The organism is Micromonospora mangrovicola (assembly GCF_047200535.1).
Taxonomy (GTDB): Bacteria; Actinomycetota; Actinomycetes; order Mycobacteriales; family Micromonosporaceae; genus Micromonospora.
Genome location: NZ_JBJZOG010000021.1, coordinates 1 through 15,091 on the forward strand (window position 1 = coordinate 1; position 15,091 = coordinate 15,091).

Sequence of the window (15,091 nt, forward strand, 5' to 3'; positions counted from 1 at the left end):
CAGTCGCGAACGGAAGGTCGGCACGGTGAACCACATCGGGGACGCCGTGGTCTGGCTGAACGACCCGCTGAACTGGACGAACCCGGGCGGCATCCTGGACCGGCTCGGCGAGCACCTGACCATCTCCGCGCTGGCCGTGCTGCTCGGCTGCCTGGTGGCCTGGCCGATCGGGCTGTGGCTCGGGCACAGCGGTCGGGGCGGCGGTGCGGTGCTGCTGGTCTCCAACGTGACGCTGGCGGTCCCGACCCTGGCGCTGCTCACCATCCTGCCGCTGACTTTCCTCGGCTTCGGCCGGCCGGCGGTGGTGGTCGCGCTCGCGGTGTTCGCGGTTCCGCCGCTGCTGGCCAATGCGTACACCGGGGTGCGGCAGGCGGACGCGGAGGCGCGGGACGCGGCGCGCGGGATGGGGCTCTCCGGCGGGCAGCTGCTGCGCCGGGTGGAGCTGCCGCTCGCGGTGCCGTACCTGGCGGCCGGATTCCGGACCGCCGCGGTGCAGGTGGTCGCCACCGCGGCGCTCGCCTCGTTCGTCAACGGCGGCGGGCTCGGGCAGATCATCCGGGCCGGCTTCGGGCTGGACATCGCGGCCGGCGGCGGGCAGATCATCGCCGGCGGCGTGCTGGTGGCCGGGCTGGCGCTGCTGGTCGAGGGGGTGTTGGCGCTGGTGGAGCGGGTGATCACGCCGCGTCCGCTGCGCCGGGCACGGCGGCCGGCGAACCGGCGCGCGGCGGACGCCACGGCGGGCGGCTGACCCGTACGGCGGCACCGGGTGACGATCCGGTGACAAAGTCGCTCAGAGTTTGTCGGTCGGGCGTGGAGGATATTGGCTGGACTCGCGGGCGGCCGACCGGATCGCCCGTCGGACACGCGGCCGGCCCGACATGGGCCGCGCCGGGACACGGAAGGCGGGCAACTGATGCTTGCACGTTCACGGCTGGCCGTCGGCGCGCTCGGTGCCCTCGCCGCGGCGGGGCTCCTCACCGGTTGCGGCGACGCCGGCTCATCCGGCACCGACGCCCCGCAGCAGGGCGCCTCGGGTGCCGGCTGCGCCCCGGTCGCCGGCGACAAGCTGGTCGTGCTCACTGACGACAAGAAGCTCCAGAACACCGACAACGTCATCCCGGCGATCAACGCCAAGGCGGCCACGCCGCAGCTCGTAGCCGCGCTGGACAAGGTCTCCGCGAAGCTGGACACTCCCAAGCTGATCGAGCTGAACCGCTCGGTCGACATCGACCGCAAGACCCCGCAGGTCGCGGCGAAGGAGTTCGCCGACGCGAACGGTGTCACGGAGGGCGTCGAGAAGGGGCCGGGCGGCCAGATCACCGTCGGTGCCGGCAACTTCAGCGAGAGCCAGATCATCGCGGAGCTCTACAAGATCTCGCTCACCGCCGCCGGCTACCAGGTCAAGGTGCAGACCATCGGCAACCGCGAGCTCTACGAGCCGGCCCTGGAGAAGGGCGAGATCCAGGTCGTCCCGGAGTACGCGGCCACCATGGCCGAGTTCCTCAACACCAAGGCCAACGGCAAGGACGCCCAGCCGGTCTCCTCGCCGGACCTGGACAAGACCGTCGAGGCGTTGAAGGCCGAGGGGCAGAAGGCCGGCATCACCTTCGGCCAGCCCGCCGAGGCGCAGGACCAGAACGCCTTCGCGGTCACCAAGGCCTTCGCCGACAAGTACCAGGTGGCCACGCTCTCCGACCTGGCCAGCAAGTGCTCCGGCCAGGCCACCGTGCTGGCCGGTCCGCCGGAGTGCCCGCAGCGCCCCAAGTGCCAGGCGGGCCTCGTCCAGGTCTACGACTTCAAGGCCGGCTCGTTCAGCTCGCTGGACGCGGGCGGTCCGCAGACCAAGAACGCGTTGAAGACCGGTGCGGCCAGCGTCGGCCTGGTCTTCTCCTCCGACGCGGCGCTCGCCGGCAGCTGACCTGCTGAGACCGTTTCGGGTCGTGGCGCGTCGGACGCCGTGCCACGACCCGGAACGGTCGTCGGTCACCCGGCGGTCCGCAGCGGACCACCGGTGCCCGGCTCCCGCAGCGGTGACCGGAAACCCTGGTCACCGCTGTTTACATCGATGACCTCGACCCGTTCCCTCGCGGGGGATCTCTCGGTAGTCTGCCCGCCATGCCCGCCCCGGTCTCCCCCACCGAGAAGCGCGCCCCGCTGCTGACCGTCCTGTTCTGGATCGGTGTCGCGCTGGCACCGCTGGCTGCCCTGATCCTGCTCGTCGCCGACGGAAACGGTGCACTGCGCTTCGGCGCCGTGCTGGCGATCCTCGCCGTGGTGCTGATCGGCCTGAGCGTCGCGTTGCGCGCGGACAGCGGCGGGACGGCCGGCGTGGAACAGCTGCAGGACCAGATCGAGCAGCTCCGCCGGGAGCTGCGGAGCGAGATTGTGGCCGCCGCGCAACGCGGCAACCAGGCGCTCGACCAGGCCCAGCAGACCCGGGAGCAGGTCGGTGCGCTGCGCCGCCGCCTCGACGCGGCGGCCGCCGCCGCGGGTCTCAGTGGTGCGCCCGCCGAGGAGCCGTCCGCCGCCCGCGCCCGGGTGGCCGCCCCGGAGCCGCACGACGACCGCTACGACCGGTCCGACCAGGGCGGGTCGAGCTGGGGGCAGCCGGCCGGTGAGCGGCGCGGTGAGGAGAGGTCCGCCCGCCGCTCGCAGCCCGGCACCCGCTACGGCGCCGCGCGAGCGGGTGGCGCCGACCGGCCGCTGGCCGGCGTCTATGGCGCCCCACGCACGTCGGAGCCCGAGGCCCGACCGGAACCGGCCCCCCGTCAGGTCGGGGTGGTGCACCACACCGAGACCGTGCACGTCACCACCCGGCACACCATCATGGATGGCAGCGCCGACGCGGGGACGGGCAACCGATACGGCGGATACGCCGGCCGGCGGTCCCCGGACGAGCGCGGTCATGGCGGCGCTGAGCCGGAGGAGCGCTCCTGGTCCGGCTACCGGGGCGCCGACGACGACCGCGGCTGGTCGGGAGCGGACCGTTCCCGGGCCGGCCAGGGTGACGCCTGGGACGACCGTTCGTGGGCCGGCCAGGGCGACGACCGGCCCTGGGCCGGCCAGGGCGGGGCGCGTGAGGAGTGGGGCCGGACCGGTCAGGACGGGGACCGGTTCCGGCCGTCCGGCGCCGCGGCCCGCGACCACTCGTGGGCCGGCACCGGAGAGGTCGGCGCCTCGGGCGGCGACCGCGGCTGGTCGGCCGAGCCGGGTGAGCAGCAATCCTGGTCGTCGCCGGCCGGGCCGGCGGACGGTCGGCCCTGGGACGAACCAGGCGACGACCGCTCCCGGTCGGCGGAGCGGGACGAGCCCGGCCGGGCCGGGCAGGATGCGGGTGGCTGGGCGTCGGCGTACGCCCGGGCCTGGGCCCCGGCGGAGTCCTCCGGGTCGGCCGGTGACCCCGACGACGAGGACAGCGCCTACTGGTCCGAGCTGCGTTCCGGCAACCGGTGGGCCGCGTTGCGGGACGACGAGCACGGCCGGGAGATCCGGCTCGGGGAGCGGCGCTCGGCGGTGCACGCCGACGGCGGTGGCACCGAGTACCGGGTGGAGGACCGCTGGGCGTCGGTCCGTGCGCCGCGCGGCGAGCAGGGTGGCGTCCACGGTGCCGGTGGGCCCGGCGACTGGGCGGAGGAGGGCCGCCCCGCGCTGCCGGCCGGCGGGGTGCCCGTACCGGGCGAGTGGCGTCCCCCGACGCAGCGCAGCGGCCAGCCCGAGTGGCGTCAGGTCGATCCCGAGCCGGTCCGGTACGGCGACGAGCGGTACGGCTACCCGCCGCGCGACGACGTGCCGCGGGCCGGCGGCGCCGGCTCAGCCGACCGCTGGCGCTGACCCGGCTCGTCCGGGAGCGCCGGCGGACAGCTCACTTGTCGATGTCGCCGACCACGAAGAACATCGAGCCGAGGATGGCGATCAGGTCCGGCACCAGGCAGCCTGGCAGCAGCGTGGCCAGCGCCTGCACGTTCGCGTACGAGGCGGTGCGGAGCTTGAGTCGCCACGGGGTCTTCTCGCCCCGGGACACCAGGTAGTAGCCGTTGATCCCGAGCGGGTTCTCGGTCCACGCGTAGGTGTGCCCCTCGGGCGCCTTGACCACCTTGGGCAGCCGGGTGTTCACCGGCCCGGTGAGCCGGTCCACCCGGTCCAGGCACTGCTCGGCGAGGTCGAGCGAGGCGTACACCTGGTCGAGCAGCACCTCGAAGCGGGCGTGGCAGTCCCCGGCGGTCCGGGTCACCACCGGCACGTCGAGCTGGTCGTACGCCAGGTAGGGCTCGTCCCGGCGCAGGTCCAGGTCCAGCCCGGAGGCCCGGGCGACCGGCCCGGAGGCGCCGAACGCGGCGGCGTCCGCGGCCGACAGCACCCCGATCCCGACGGTACGGGCCAGGAAGATCTCGTTGCGGCGGATCAGGTTGTCCAGGTCGGGCATCCGCCGGCGTACCTCGCCGATGGCCGCCCGCGCCCGCCCGGTCCAGCCGGCCGGAACTTCCTCCTTCAACCCGCCGACCCGGTTGAACATGTAGTGGATCCGGCCGCCGGAGACCTCCTCCATCACCGCCTGGATGGTCTCCCGCTCCCGGAAGGCGTAGAAGACCGGGGTGATCGCGCCGATCTCCAGCGGGTACGAGCCGAGGAACATCAGATGGTTGAGCACCCGGTTCAGTTCGGCGAGCGCCATCCGCAGCCAGACCGCGCGCTCGGGCACCTCCATGCCCATCAGCCGTTCCACCGCGAGCACCACGCCCAACTCGTTGGAGAAGGCGGAGAGCCAGTCGTGCCGGTTGGCGAGCACGATGATCTGCCGGTAGTCGCGTACCTCGAAGAGCTTCTCCGCGCCCCGGTGCATGTAGCCGACGATCGGCTCGGCGGCGATCACCCGCTCGCCGTCGAGCACCAGCCGCAGCCGCAGCACGCCGTGCGTGGACGGGTGCTGCGGCCCGATGTTCAGCACCATGTCGGTGCCGAGCTGCTCGCCGCCGGCCCCGGTGCCGACGGTCAGTTCGCGGAGGTCGCCGGCGTCCGTGGTCATGTCCGTCATCGTGCCATGACGGTGGGCCGGGGCAGGTGCGGGAGCGACCGGGTTCGGCCGGTCGGCCGGTACTCGGCCGCTGTGCCGGCCCCTACCATCCTTGGACGTGGAACGTACGGAGATCGACGGGGTGCCCGTGCTGTGGGCCGCCGGGCCCGCGCCGCTGAGCGCCGCTCTCGTGTTCGGCTGCGGCGCCCGGGACGAGACGTTCCGCAGCATCGGCGTGACGCACCTGGTGGAGCACCTGGCGATGGGGACCCTGCCCCGGGTGCACCACGAGCGGAATGCGGCGGTCGATCTCGAACTCACCGCCTTCACCGCGACCGGTCGGCCGGAGCAGATCGTGGACTTCCTGGACGGCGTCTGCCGGGCGCTGGCCGCCCTGCCGCTCGACCGGATCGGCAAGGAGGCCGGGGTGCTCGCCGCGGAGGGTGGGCATTGCGCCCATCCCAGCGTGGAAGGGCTGCTGCACCAGCGCTTCGGTGCGCAGGGGCCAGGTCTGGCGCCGCTGGTCGGGCCGGGCTTCGACCGGATCGCGCCGGAGATGGTGTCCGGGCACGCGGCCCGCTTCTTCGTCGCCGGCAACGCCGTGCTGATCCTGACCGGTCCGCCCCCGCAGGGGCTGCGGCTGCCGCTGCCGCCGGGGCCGAGAGCGGCGCATCCGGTACCGGTGCCGCTGCCGACGTCCGGGCCGATCTGGTTCAACGGCGTCGTGCCGGAGGTGGGGCTGTCCCTGCTCGGCCGTCGGGACGCGGCCTGGCGACTGGGCATGGGAGTGCTGGCGGAGCGGATGGAACGGGTGGCCCGCCACCAGCACGGGCTCAGCTACGACGTGGGTGGCGACGTCACGCTGGTCGACGCCGACCGGCGGCTCTACTCGATCACGGTGGACGCCCGCGAGGGGCAGGAGGGCGCGGTCGCCCGGCTGCTCTGGGCGGAGCTGCGCCGGCTCGCCGACGAGGGGCCCACCGAGGCCGAGCTGGCCGAGGAGTGCGCGGCGGCCCGGGAACTCCACGACGATCCGCGGACGGTGGAGGCGGAACTCCTGGAGGCGGCCGCGGCCGAGCTGTTCGGCCTGCCGTACACCCCGAGCGCGGAGCGGCTGGCCGAGCGCGCGACGGTGACCCCGGAGGACGTCAGCCGCCGGCTCCGGGAGGCGCTGGACACCGTCCAGCTGGTGGTCCCGCCCGAGGTCCGGGTGGAGCTTTCCGGGCTGGCCGAGGGGGGTTGCCGGCGGTCCCGGGAGGAGCCGACCGGGCGGGTCTTCCGACCGCCGCTGCTGGCCAAGCTGATCACGCGGGACGCTCGTGGGCTGCGGCTGATCCTGACCGACGACGGGGTCGCCCTGCGTGATCCCGATGGGGACGTGCACCTGGTGCGGTTCTCGGAAGTGGTCGGTGTCGAGGAGGACGGCGCGGAGCGCACCGTCTTCGGCCGGCACGGCTGTCACGTACCGGTGGACCCGGTGCTGTTCCGGGGTGCGGAGGCCGTGGTGCGGGCGGTCGACGCAGCGGTGCCGGCCGAGCTCCGCTATCCGCGCTCGGCGCTCACTCCGGCGGACTGAGGGGCAGCGGCGGGAGGGCGACCGGTTGCCGCAGCCACCAGTGCCCGCCGAGGCCGGCCGGGTCGGTCAGTTCGGCCACCGTCGACGCGGTGGCCAGCGCGCGCAAGTAACCGGCCGGGTCGCGGGTGGCCAGGCTCAGCGGTGGCCGGCCGCCGTCGGCCCCGAGCGCCCGTAGCGCCTCCCGCTGCGAGACCAGGGCGTACGCGCACCGGGCGACCCGCTCGCCGGCGGCGGCGACCGAGTCCATGGCGACGTGCGCGGTGACATCGCACGACCCGTCGGGTACCGGTTCGAGCTGCCGCCCGCCCCGGTACCCGGTCAAGGTCCCGCCCATCGGCCGAACCTCCCGCAGATGCCCGTAGTCCACCGCCACCGCAAGTCCCCGCTCGATGTGCCGTACGGCACCGGCCCAGGCCTCGTCGCGGGTCCGGCCGATCTCGGCTCTCGCACCGGTGGGGGACCCCGCGGTGGCCGGCCCGGTCGCGTCGTCCACCGGAGCCGGCCACCAGCGGTCCAGCCAGTCGGCGTCCTCGGCGCCGACCGCGTCGCCCACCGACTCCTCGCCCGTCGTCGGGTCCACCAGCAGGTAGCGCCAGCCGTCGTCGGCCCACACCGCCAGGTCCAACGGGACGTTGTCCAGCCACTCGGTGGCCACCAGCAGACCGGTGATCCCCGCAGGGATCTCGTGGGTCCAGTGGATCTCGGGGGGCAGGTCGTCGGGGCGCGGCGCCTTCTCGACGGCGGTGAGGCGTATCCGGTCGGCGAGTGGGGGTGGGACGGGGGGCGCGGGCTCCCCGGCAACTCCGCCGTCGAGCGACAGGGACCGCAGGAGTTCCCCCCGGCCGGCACCCACGTCCACCACGTCGAGACGAGGCGGATGGTCGAGTGACCGGTCGATGGAGCCGATGAGACGCACGAGGCAACTGGAGAACACGGGGGAGGCGTGCACGCTGGTGCGGAAGTGGGCGGCCGGTCCCGCGCCCGAGACGAAGAAGCCGTCGGGCCCGTAGAGCGCCCGGTCCATCGCCACCCGCCAGGGCAGCCGCTCGATGCAGGTCACCCGCCGACGGTACGGGCCGCGGCGGCGATCCGGACCGACCCGGGGGTGACCGTGGAAACCCCGCTGCCGCGGCCGGTGAAGGTTTTCACACATCCTTGTCCCGGTTCCGTAACCCCGGCGCATACTTGCGATCGACCGGTACCCCCTCCGAGGACTGGATCGACTGCCATGAGCGCACCGCTGCGCCCGCGTCCGGCCGCCCCGCCCGGGCCTGCCGTGACGCCGGCTGACGCCCGGTCGGGCGCCCCGCTCGTCTTCCCCCGCACCCTCACCGTCGGCGTGATCGGCGCGGGCCGGGTCGGCGCCGTGCTCGGCGCGGCCCTCGCCACCGCCGGTCATCGGGTGGTCGCCGCCTCCGGCGCCTCCGGGACCGCGAAGGCGCGGCTGGCGCTGCTGCTGCCGCAGACCCCGAACCGTTCCGCGACCGCCGTCGCCCGTGCCGCCACCGACCTGCTGATCGTGGCGGTACCGGACGACGCCCTCGCCGGGGTGGTCGCCGGGCTCGCCGGGACCGGCGCGCTGCGCCCCGGCCAGGTCGTCGCGCACACCTCCGGCGCGCACGGGCTGGGCGTCCTCGCCCCGGCCGCCGCCGCCGGCGCCCGGCCGCTCGCGCTGCACCCGGCGATGACCTTCACCGGTACGCCGGACGACCTGACCCGCCTCCCCGGCATCTCGTACGGGGTGACCGCCCCGGCCGAGCTGCGCCCGTTCGCCGCCCGGCTGGTCGCCGACCTCGGTGGGGTGCCCGAGTGGGTGGCGGAGGGCGACCGGCCGCTCTACCATGCGGCCCTGGCGCACGGCGCGAACCACCTGGTGACCCTGGTCAACGAGGCGGCCGACCGGCTGCGCGACGCCGGGGTGGACCGGCCGGAGAAGGTGCTCGCCCCGCTGCTGCGGGCCGCTCTGGGGAACGCCCTGCGGCTCGGCGACGACGCGCTCACCGGCCCGGTTTCCCGGGGCGACGCGGGCACCGTACGCCGGCACCTGGAGCGGCTCGCGGCGACCGCCCCGGAATCCGTGCCCCCCTACCTGGCGTTGGCCAGACGGACCGCGGATCGGGCCATCGCGGCCGGCCGGCTGCGCCCGGCGGACGCGGAGTCGCTGCTGGACGTGCTGAGTGGGATCCATCGGGAGGTGGCTGCGTGACCGAGCTGGCGCACACGCGCAAGGAGCTGGCGGCGGCGCGGGACGGCCTGACCGGCCGCGTCGGCGTGGTGATGACCATGGGCGCGCTGCACGCCGGGCACGAGACGCTGCTGCGGGCCGCCCGGGAGCAGGCGGATCACGTGATCGTCACGATCTTCGTGAATCCGCTCCAGTTCGGCCCGAACGAGGACTTCGACCGGTATCCGCGCACCCTCGACGCCGATCTGGAGATCTGCCGGCGGGCCGGCGCGGACGTGGTCTTCGCCCCGGCGGTGGCCGACATGTACCCGGACGGCCAGCCGACGGTCCGGGTGAACCCGGGCCCGCTCGGCGAGGACCTGGAGGGGTTGAGCCGGCCCGGCTTCTTCCACGGGGTGCTCACCGTGGTCCTGAAGCTGCTCCAGCTCACCCGCCCCGACCTGGCCTTCTTCGGCGAGAAGGACTACCAGCAACTGGCCCTGGTGCGGCGGATGGCCCGCGACCTGGACGTGCCGGTGGAGGTCGTCGGCGTGCCGACCGTCCGCGAACCGGACGGCCTGGCCCTGTCGTCCCGCAACCGGTACCTGTCCGCCGAGGAGCGCCAGGCGGCGCTGAGCCTGTCCGCCGCGTTGCGGGCCGGGGCGGAGGCCGCCGGGCAGGGCGCGGACGCGGGCGCGGTGCTGGCCGCCGCCCACCGCGGCTTCGACGCCGGCACGCCCGGCGCCCGTCTCGACTACCTGGTGCTCACCGACGGCGACCTGGAGCCGGGGCCGGTCGCCGGCCCGGCCCGGCTGCTGATCGCGGCCTGGGTCGGCACCACCCGCCTGATCGACAACGCGGCGATCCAGCTCGCCCCGCGTTCCTGACCACCCACCACAACCCGCTGAGAGGGACCCCGATGCTCCGGACCATGCTCAAGTCGAAGATCCACCGGGCCACGGTGACCCAGGCCGACCTGCACTACGTCGGCTCGGTGACCGTGGACGAGGACCTGCTCGACGCGGCCGACCTGCTTCCCGGCGAGCAGGTGGCGATCGTGGACATCACCAACGGGGCGCGGCTGGAGACGTACGTGATCCCGGGGCGGCGGGGCAGCGGCGTGATCGGCATCAACGGCGCCGCCGCGCACCTGGTGCACCCGGGCGACCTGGTCATTCTCATCTCGTACGGGCAGATGGACGACGCCGAGGCGCGGACGTACCAGCCCCGGGTGGTGCACGTCGACGCCGACAACAAGGCCGTCGACCTCACCGCCGACCCGACCACGGCCGCCCCCGGCACCGCCGGCGACCCGGTCCCGAACCCCCTCGCCGCCGCCCTGAACTGATCCGGGCCGGCGAACGCGCTCTGTCACCGGAAGGTCATTTACGGCTACCCTGAGCGGACCGTCGGACTGACGGTCGTCGGCTGGGGAGGCCGCGATGCGCCGTGCGATGACGAGCCTGGTCACCGCGTTCGTCGCGGGGGCCGTGCTGACCGGCTGCGCCACGATGGACGGGCTGGACGGGGATCTCACCGACGACTGGCGGGCCCTGCCGGCCGCGGGCGCGTTCACCCCGGCGGCCGGGGTCTGCCAGATCGCCGACTTCACCCCCACGGTCAGCCCGGCCGGGTACGAGCTGGTGGGCTGCGACCTGCCGCACCGGGTGGAGACGGTGCACGTCGGTGCCTTCGCCGTCGACCGCGCCGCGCCGCCGGCTGTCGGCTCCGCCGAGCTGCGCACCGCGTTCGCCGACTGCGACACCCGCGCCACCGCTTTCGTGGGCGACGACTGGCGGGCCGGACGGCTCCGCCTGGCCGTGGCGCTGCCCACCGGGCCCGGCTGGGCGGCCGGCTCCCGCTGGTACCGGTGCGACCTGACCGAGTTGACCACGGTCGAGCCGGCGGCGCAGGCGGTGGCCCGGACGGGCAGCCTGCGGGACGCGCTCAAGGGGCCGTCCCCGCTGCGGCTGGGCTGCCAGCGCACCGGCGGGGACGCGCGGGCCCGGACCCTGGTCCCGGTGGACTGCCGCACCGGGCACGACGTCGAGTTCGTCGGGGTGTGGGCGGCGCCGGACCGGCCGTACCCGACGAAGGACGCCGAATGGGCCCCGCTCTACACCGGCTGCAACACCGTCCTGGCGAAGTACGTCGGCGTGCCGGACGACCCGATGCTGCGGTTCCGCAGCGGGGTGGTGGTTCGCCCGCCCGGTGCCGGCCGGTGGACCGCCGGCGACCGGGGCGTCCGCTGCTACCTCTGGCTGGCCGACCGTACGGTGACCGCTTCGCTCGAGGGTGCCGGCCCGGCCGGCCTGCCGGTCCGGACGAGGTAGTCCGCAAACGCCGCCGCGGCCAGCACCGCCGCCGCCGCCGCGGCCGGCCCGGCCCTGGGTGAGTCACTAGCACCCGACGGCAGCGGCCGCACCCACCGGACGGGACGAGGTAGCCCGAACCACTCGTCCCGCCCCCGCCGCCCGGGATGAGGAGCCTTCGGGTTGACTGTGCTCATGGACCTTCCGACCGTCGACCTGCCGGCCCTGCCCGGGCTGCTCGCCGCGCCCGCTCCCGGCTGGGTGGAGACCACCGACGTGATCGTCGTCGGCTCCGGGGTCGCCGGGCTCACCGCGGCACTGCACCTGCGCGAGGCGGGGCTGCACGTCACCGTGGTCACCAAGGTCGACATGGACGAGGGCTCCACCCGCTGGGCCCAGGGCGGGATCGCCGCGGTGCTCGACCCGTCCGACACGCCGGCCGCGCACGCGTACGACACCGAGGTGGCCGGGGTGGGCCTCTGCGACCCGGCGGCGGTCCGGGTGCTGGTGGAGGAGGGGCCGACCCGGCTGCGTGAGCTGATGCGGCTCGGCGCGGAGTTCGACCGCAACCCGGACGGCTCCCTGATGCTGACCCGGGAGGGCGGCCACCGGGCCGACCGGATCGTGCACGCCGGCGGCGACGCGACCGGTGCCGAGGTGCAGCGCGCGCTGCACGCGGCGGTCCACCGCGACCCGTGGATCCGGCTGGTCGAGCACGCGCTGGTGCTGGACCTGCTGCGCGCCCCCGGCGACGGCCCCGACGGGCTCGGCCCGGCCTGCGGTATCACCCTGCACGTGCTCGGCGAGGGCAGCGAGGACGGCGTCGGGGCGATCCTGGCCCGGGCGGTGGTGCTGGCCACCGGCGGCATGGGCCAGATCTTCGCGGCCACCACCAACCCGGCGGTCTCCACCGGCGACGGGGTTGCGCTGGCCATGCGGGCCGGCGCGGCGGTCACCGACGTGGAGTTCGTCCAGTTCCACCCGACGGCGCTGATCGTGCCGGAGGGGGGCAGCGGTGCCGGGCTGGCCCAGCAGCCGTTGGTCTCGGAGGCGCTGCGCGGTGAGGGCGCCCACCTGGTCGACGGCGACGGCAAGCGGTTCATGGTCGGCCAGCACGAGCTGGCTGAGCTGGCCCCCCGGGACGTGGTGGCCAAGGCCATCCACCGGGTGCTGCTCGCCACCGGTGCGGACCACGTCTGGTTGGACGCCCGGCACCTCGGCGGCGACTTCCTGGCCGCGCGGTTCCCGACCATCGTCGCCTCCTGTCTGGCCATCGGCGTGGATCCGGCCGCCGACCTGATCCCGGTCGCCCCGGCCGCCCACTACGCCTCCGGTGGCGTCCGTACCGACCTGCGCGGCCGCACCTCCATCCCCGGCCTGTACGCCTGCGGCGAGGTCGCCTGCACCGGCGTGCACGGCGCGAACCGGCTGGCCAGCAACTCGCTGCTGGAGGGGCTGGTCTTCTCCCGGCGGATCGCCGAGGACATCGCCGTCGGGCTGCCCGAGCAGGCCAGGCCGGCGGAGGCCGGCGCCTGGGTCGGCGGCCAGGGCTGGTTGGTGCCGGCCGGGGGCACCCCGACCCTGCAGCGGGCGATGACCCGGGGCGCGGGCGTGCTCCGCTCGGCGCCGACCCTGGCCGCCACCGCCGGCATGCTGACCGAGCTGGGGCAGGGCCGAGGCGTTCCGCGGACCGCCGACTGGGAGGCGACGAACCTGCTCACCGTGGCGTCGACGCTGGTCGCCGCCGCGTACGCCCGCCAGGAGACCCGGGGTTGCCACTGGCGGGAGGACTTCTCAGTCGCCGACGACCGGTGGCTGGGCCACCTCGTCGGCGCGATCGGGGCGGAGAATCGGTTGGCCGAGCGGTGGGAGGGTCAGCGGTGACCCGGTCCGGTGAGTTCCGCGGTTGCGAAAGAGGGAGGCCCTGGTGAGGGAGTCGACGGAGCGGGCGTTGCGGGACGGCGGCCTGGACCCGGAACAGGTGCGGCGGGTGATCGTCGACGCCCTCACCGAGGACCTGGGGCCCGACTTTCTCGACGTCACCAGCGTCGCCACCATCCCCGACGCGCAGAACGACACCGGTGACCTGGTCGCCCGGGCCGACGGCGTGGTGGCCGGGCTGCCCGTCGCCGCGGCTGTGTTCGAGCTGGTGGGCGAGGTGACCGGGGCGGACCGTACGGTCGAGGTGTCGCTGGTGGCCCACGACGGGCAGCGGGTGGCGCGCGGTGACGTGCTGGCGACGGTGACCGGCCCGACCCGGCTGCTGCTCACCGCCGAGCGCACCGCGCTGAACCTGCTCTGCCGGATGTCCGGGGTGGCCACCCACACCCGCGCCTGGGCCGATGCCCTGGCCGGTACGAAGGCGACCGTGCTCGACACCCGCAAGACGACGCCCGGCCTGCGCGTCTTGGAGAAGTACGCGGTCCGGGCCGGCGGCGGCACCAACAAGCGGATGGGCCTGCACGACGTCGCGATGATCAAGGACAACCACAAGGTCGCGGCGGGTGGCGTCGCGGCCGCCTACCGGCGGGTCCGGGAGGCGTTCCCGGACGTGCCGGTGCAGGTCGAGGTGGACACCCTGGCCGAGGCGGTGGAGGCGGTCGAGGCCGGGGCGGACTTCCTGCTGCTGGACAACATGACCCCGGCGCAGCTGCGCGAGGTGGTCGCCACGGTGGGCGACCGGGCCGAGCTGGAGGCGACCGGCGGACTGACCCTGCCGGTGGTGGCCGAGTACGGCGCGACCGGCGTCGACTTCCTCTCGGTGGGCGCGCTGACCCACTCCTCGCCGATCCTGGACATCGCGCTGGACCTGCGGGAGGAGTGACGGTCAGGCCCGCTGCCGGCTGAGCGTGGTGGTGGTGACCAGGTTGAAGATGACCTGGTTCTCGGTGTCCTCACCGGCGTCCAGTCCGTACTTGGCGCGGAAGAGTTGGAGCGCCCGGTGGTAGACCTCGGGCGGCTCCAGCTCGTCCGCCTCGCCGAGGGTGAACGCCTCGCCGGCCACCTCCGGTCGGTCCAGCACGACGCTCAGCCCGCTGAGGCCGTGCCGTGCCACGTTGCGGACCAGGTCGGCGCCGGAGATGAACCAGGTGCCGTCCACCCGTACGTAGCGGGCCTCGCAGGATTCCAGCTCCGTGCCGCTGTGCCAGAGGCAGACGCGCAGGGTGAGGCAGGCGTCGAGGTCGGGCAGCGGCGCGGTCTCCCAGAGCTCCGTGAACCGGTCCTCCACGAACTCGCCGAGCGGGGTGGAGACGAACGCCTCCAACTGCTGGGCGTCGAAGGTCTTGCCGGTGACCGGAAAGAACGAGATGAAGGCCTTGTGATCCCAGCGGTACATCTGGACCGAGGGGGCGGTGGCGTAGAGCCGGACCTGGAGCCGCGACCGGGCGGCCGGCGTGAGCTGCTGCTGGAGCTTGCCGAAGTGATAGAGGTTGTTGTTGATCGCGAGGGCGGTGTCGGCCCGGCGCAGCTCCTCGGCGCGCAGCCGTACGGCCGGTGAGTCCGGGTCGAGCAGCAGCACCTTGACCACCGCGCCGTTGGCCAGCGCGAAGCGCAGCGCGACGAGGAAGCGCGTCGTGTAGGGGCCCTCCAGCATGCTGGTGAAGGTCTCCAGGATGGCGACGATCTCCCGGGACTGCCCGACCCGCTGGATCAGCGCGTCCCGGTCAAGTCGCGGGTGCTCGATGATGGTCGCCGTCTGAAGTTCGCGGAAGAGCGGGTTGAGCACCAGGTAGGTCAGCAGCGTCATGATCAGCGCGGCGCCGATGTTGAGGTAGAGGTCGCCGAGGAAGGTCTGCCCGTCGCGCTGCTCGGACCGCCAGGCCTGTACGGTCATCCAGAGCGCGCCGCCGGCCAGTACCGCCAGCACCAGCACGTGCCGCCGGCGCCGGAGCAGGGCGTTGCGCCCCCGGACCCACCACATCCTCGACATGTCCGCTCCCCGTCCGGTCGTGCCGTGGATCGAAAAATTGTCATGCCGCGATGGGTTCAGGATACGTTCCCGGTACCGCTCCGCGTCCCTGTGGTCG

Annotated in this window: 13 protein-coding genes; 10 read left to right on the forward strand and 3 right to left on the reverse strand. The window is 74.4% G+C overall.

Annotated elements, in window-relative coordinates; genetic code table 11:
* Positions 1-25: 25 nt before the first annotated feature.
* From ACL02O_RS11270 to ACL02O_RS11280, 3 genes are all read left to right on the forward strand, one after another.
* Positions 26-748, forward strand: a complete 723-nt coding sequence (locus tag ACL02O_RS11270) for an ABC transporter permease (protein WP_412818030.1) — start codon at positions 26-28, stop codon at positions 746-748.
* A gap of 165 nt (positions 749-913) precedes the next feature.
* On the forward strand, positions 914-1,918 hold the full coding sequence (locus ACL02O_RS11275; protein WP_412817958.1) for a glycine betaine ABC transporter substrate-binding protein: 1,005 nt from the start codon (positions 914-916) through the stop codon (positions 1,916-1,918).
* Positions 1,919-2,115: 197 nt separating this feature from the next.
* Positions 2,116-3,831, forward strand: a complete 1,716-nt coding sequence (locus tag ACL02O_RS11280) for a hypothetical protein (protein WP_412817959.1) — start codon at positions 2,116-2,118, stop codon at positions 3,829-3,831.
* A 31-nt stretch (positions 3,832-3,862) separates the two neighbouring features.
* On the opposite strand, the gene ACL02O_RS11285 is transcribed toward ACL02O_RS11280, so the two are convergent.
* Positions 3,863-5,032: an NADH-quinone oxidoreductase subunit D gene (locus ACL02O_RS11285; RefSeq protein WP_412817960.1), complete on the reverse strand. Its 1,170-nt coding sequence runs from the start codon at positions 5,030-5,032 to the stop codon at positions 3,863-3,865.
* A gap of 97 nt (positions 5,033-5,129) precedes the next feature.
* Between ACL02O_RS11285 and ACL02O_RS11290 the strand changes: the two genes are divergently transcribed.
* A complete protein-coding gene (locus ACL02O_RS11290) occupies positions 5,130-6,587 on the forward strand; it encodes an insulinase family protein (protein WP_412817961.1) in 1,458 nt (485 codons plus the stop codon).
* Here the strand turns inward: ACL02O_RS11290 and ACL02O_RS11295 are convergent.
* Complete coding sequence (locus ACL02O_RS11295) at positions 6,571-7,611, reverse strand: SAM-dependent methyltransferase (protein ID WP_412818031.1); 1,041 nt, start codon at positions 7,609-7,611, stop codon at positions 6,571-6,573. The genes ACL02O_RS11290 and ACL02O_RS11295 overlap by 17 nt on opposite strands.
* A 204-nt stretch (positions 7,612-7,815) precedes the next feature.
* Here ACL02O_RS11295 and ACL02O_RS11300 point away from each other — a divergent pair, with 204 nt between their 5' ends.
* The 6 genes from ACL02O_RS11300 (at position 7,816) to nadC (ending at position 13,887) form a co-directional block, all read left to right on the forward strand.
* Positions 7,816-8,793 (forward strand): Rossmann-like and DUF2520 domain-containing protein, encoded by a 978-nt coding sequence (locus tag ACL02O_RS11300; protein WP_412817962.1) that lies wholly within the window; start codon positions 7,816-7,818, stop codon positions 8,791-8,793.
* Positions 8,790-9,638, forward strand: coding sequence for a pantoate--beta-alanine ligase (panC, locus tag ACL02O_RS11305; protein WP_412817963.1), 849 nt, complete (start codon positions 8,790-8,792; stop codon positions 9,636-9,638). The genes ACL02O_RS11300 and panC overlap by 4 nt, the downstream gene beginning before the upstream one ends.
* Before the next feature lie 32 nt (positions 9,639-9,670).
* Complete coding sequence (gene panD, locus ACL02O_RS11310) at positions 9,671-10,099, forward strand: aspartate 1-decarboxylase (RefSeq protein WP_412817964.1); 429 nt, start codon at positions 9,671-9,673, stop codon at positions 10,097-10,099.
* 94 nt (positions 10,100-10,193) lie between these two features.
* Positions 10,194-11,084: a septum formation family protein gene (locus ACL02O_RS11315; RefSeq protein ID WP_412817965.1), complete on the forward strand. Its 891-nt coding sequence runs from the start codon at positions 10,194-10,196 to the stop codon at positions 11,082-11,084.
* A gap of 174 nt (positions 11,085-11,258) precedes the next feature.
* The gene (locus ACL02O_RS11320) at positions 11,259-12,947 is read left to right on the forward strand and encodes an L-aspartate oxidase (RefSeq protein WP_412817966.1); all 1,689 of its coding nucleotides are present in this window, start codon (positions 11,259-11,261) and stop codon (positions 12,945-12,947) included.
* A 43-nt stretch (positions 12,948-12,990) separates the two neighbouring features.
* On the forward strand, positions 12,991-13,887 hold the full coding sequence (gene nadC / locus ACL02O_RS11325; RefSeq protein WP_412817967.1) for a carboxylating nicotinate-nucleotide diphosphorylase: 897 nt from the start codon (positions 12,991-12,993) through the stop codon (positions 13,885-13,887).
* A gap of 3 nt (positions 13,888-13,890) precedes the next feature.
* Here the strand turns inward: nadC and ACL02O_RS11330 are convergent, their stop codons facing one another.
* Complete coding sequence (locus tag ACL02O_RS11330) at positions 13,891-14,994, reverse strand: hypothetical protein (protein ID WP_412817968.1); 1,104 nt, start codon at positions 14,992-14,994, stop codon at positions 13,891-13,893.
* Between the last annotated feature and the right edge of the window lie 97 nt (positions 14,995-15,091).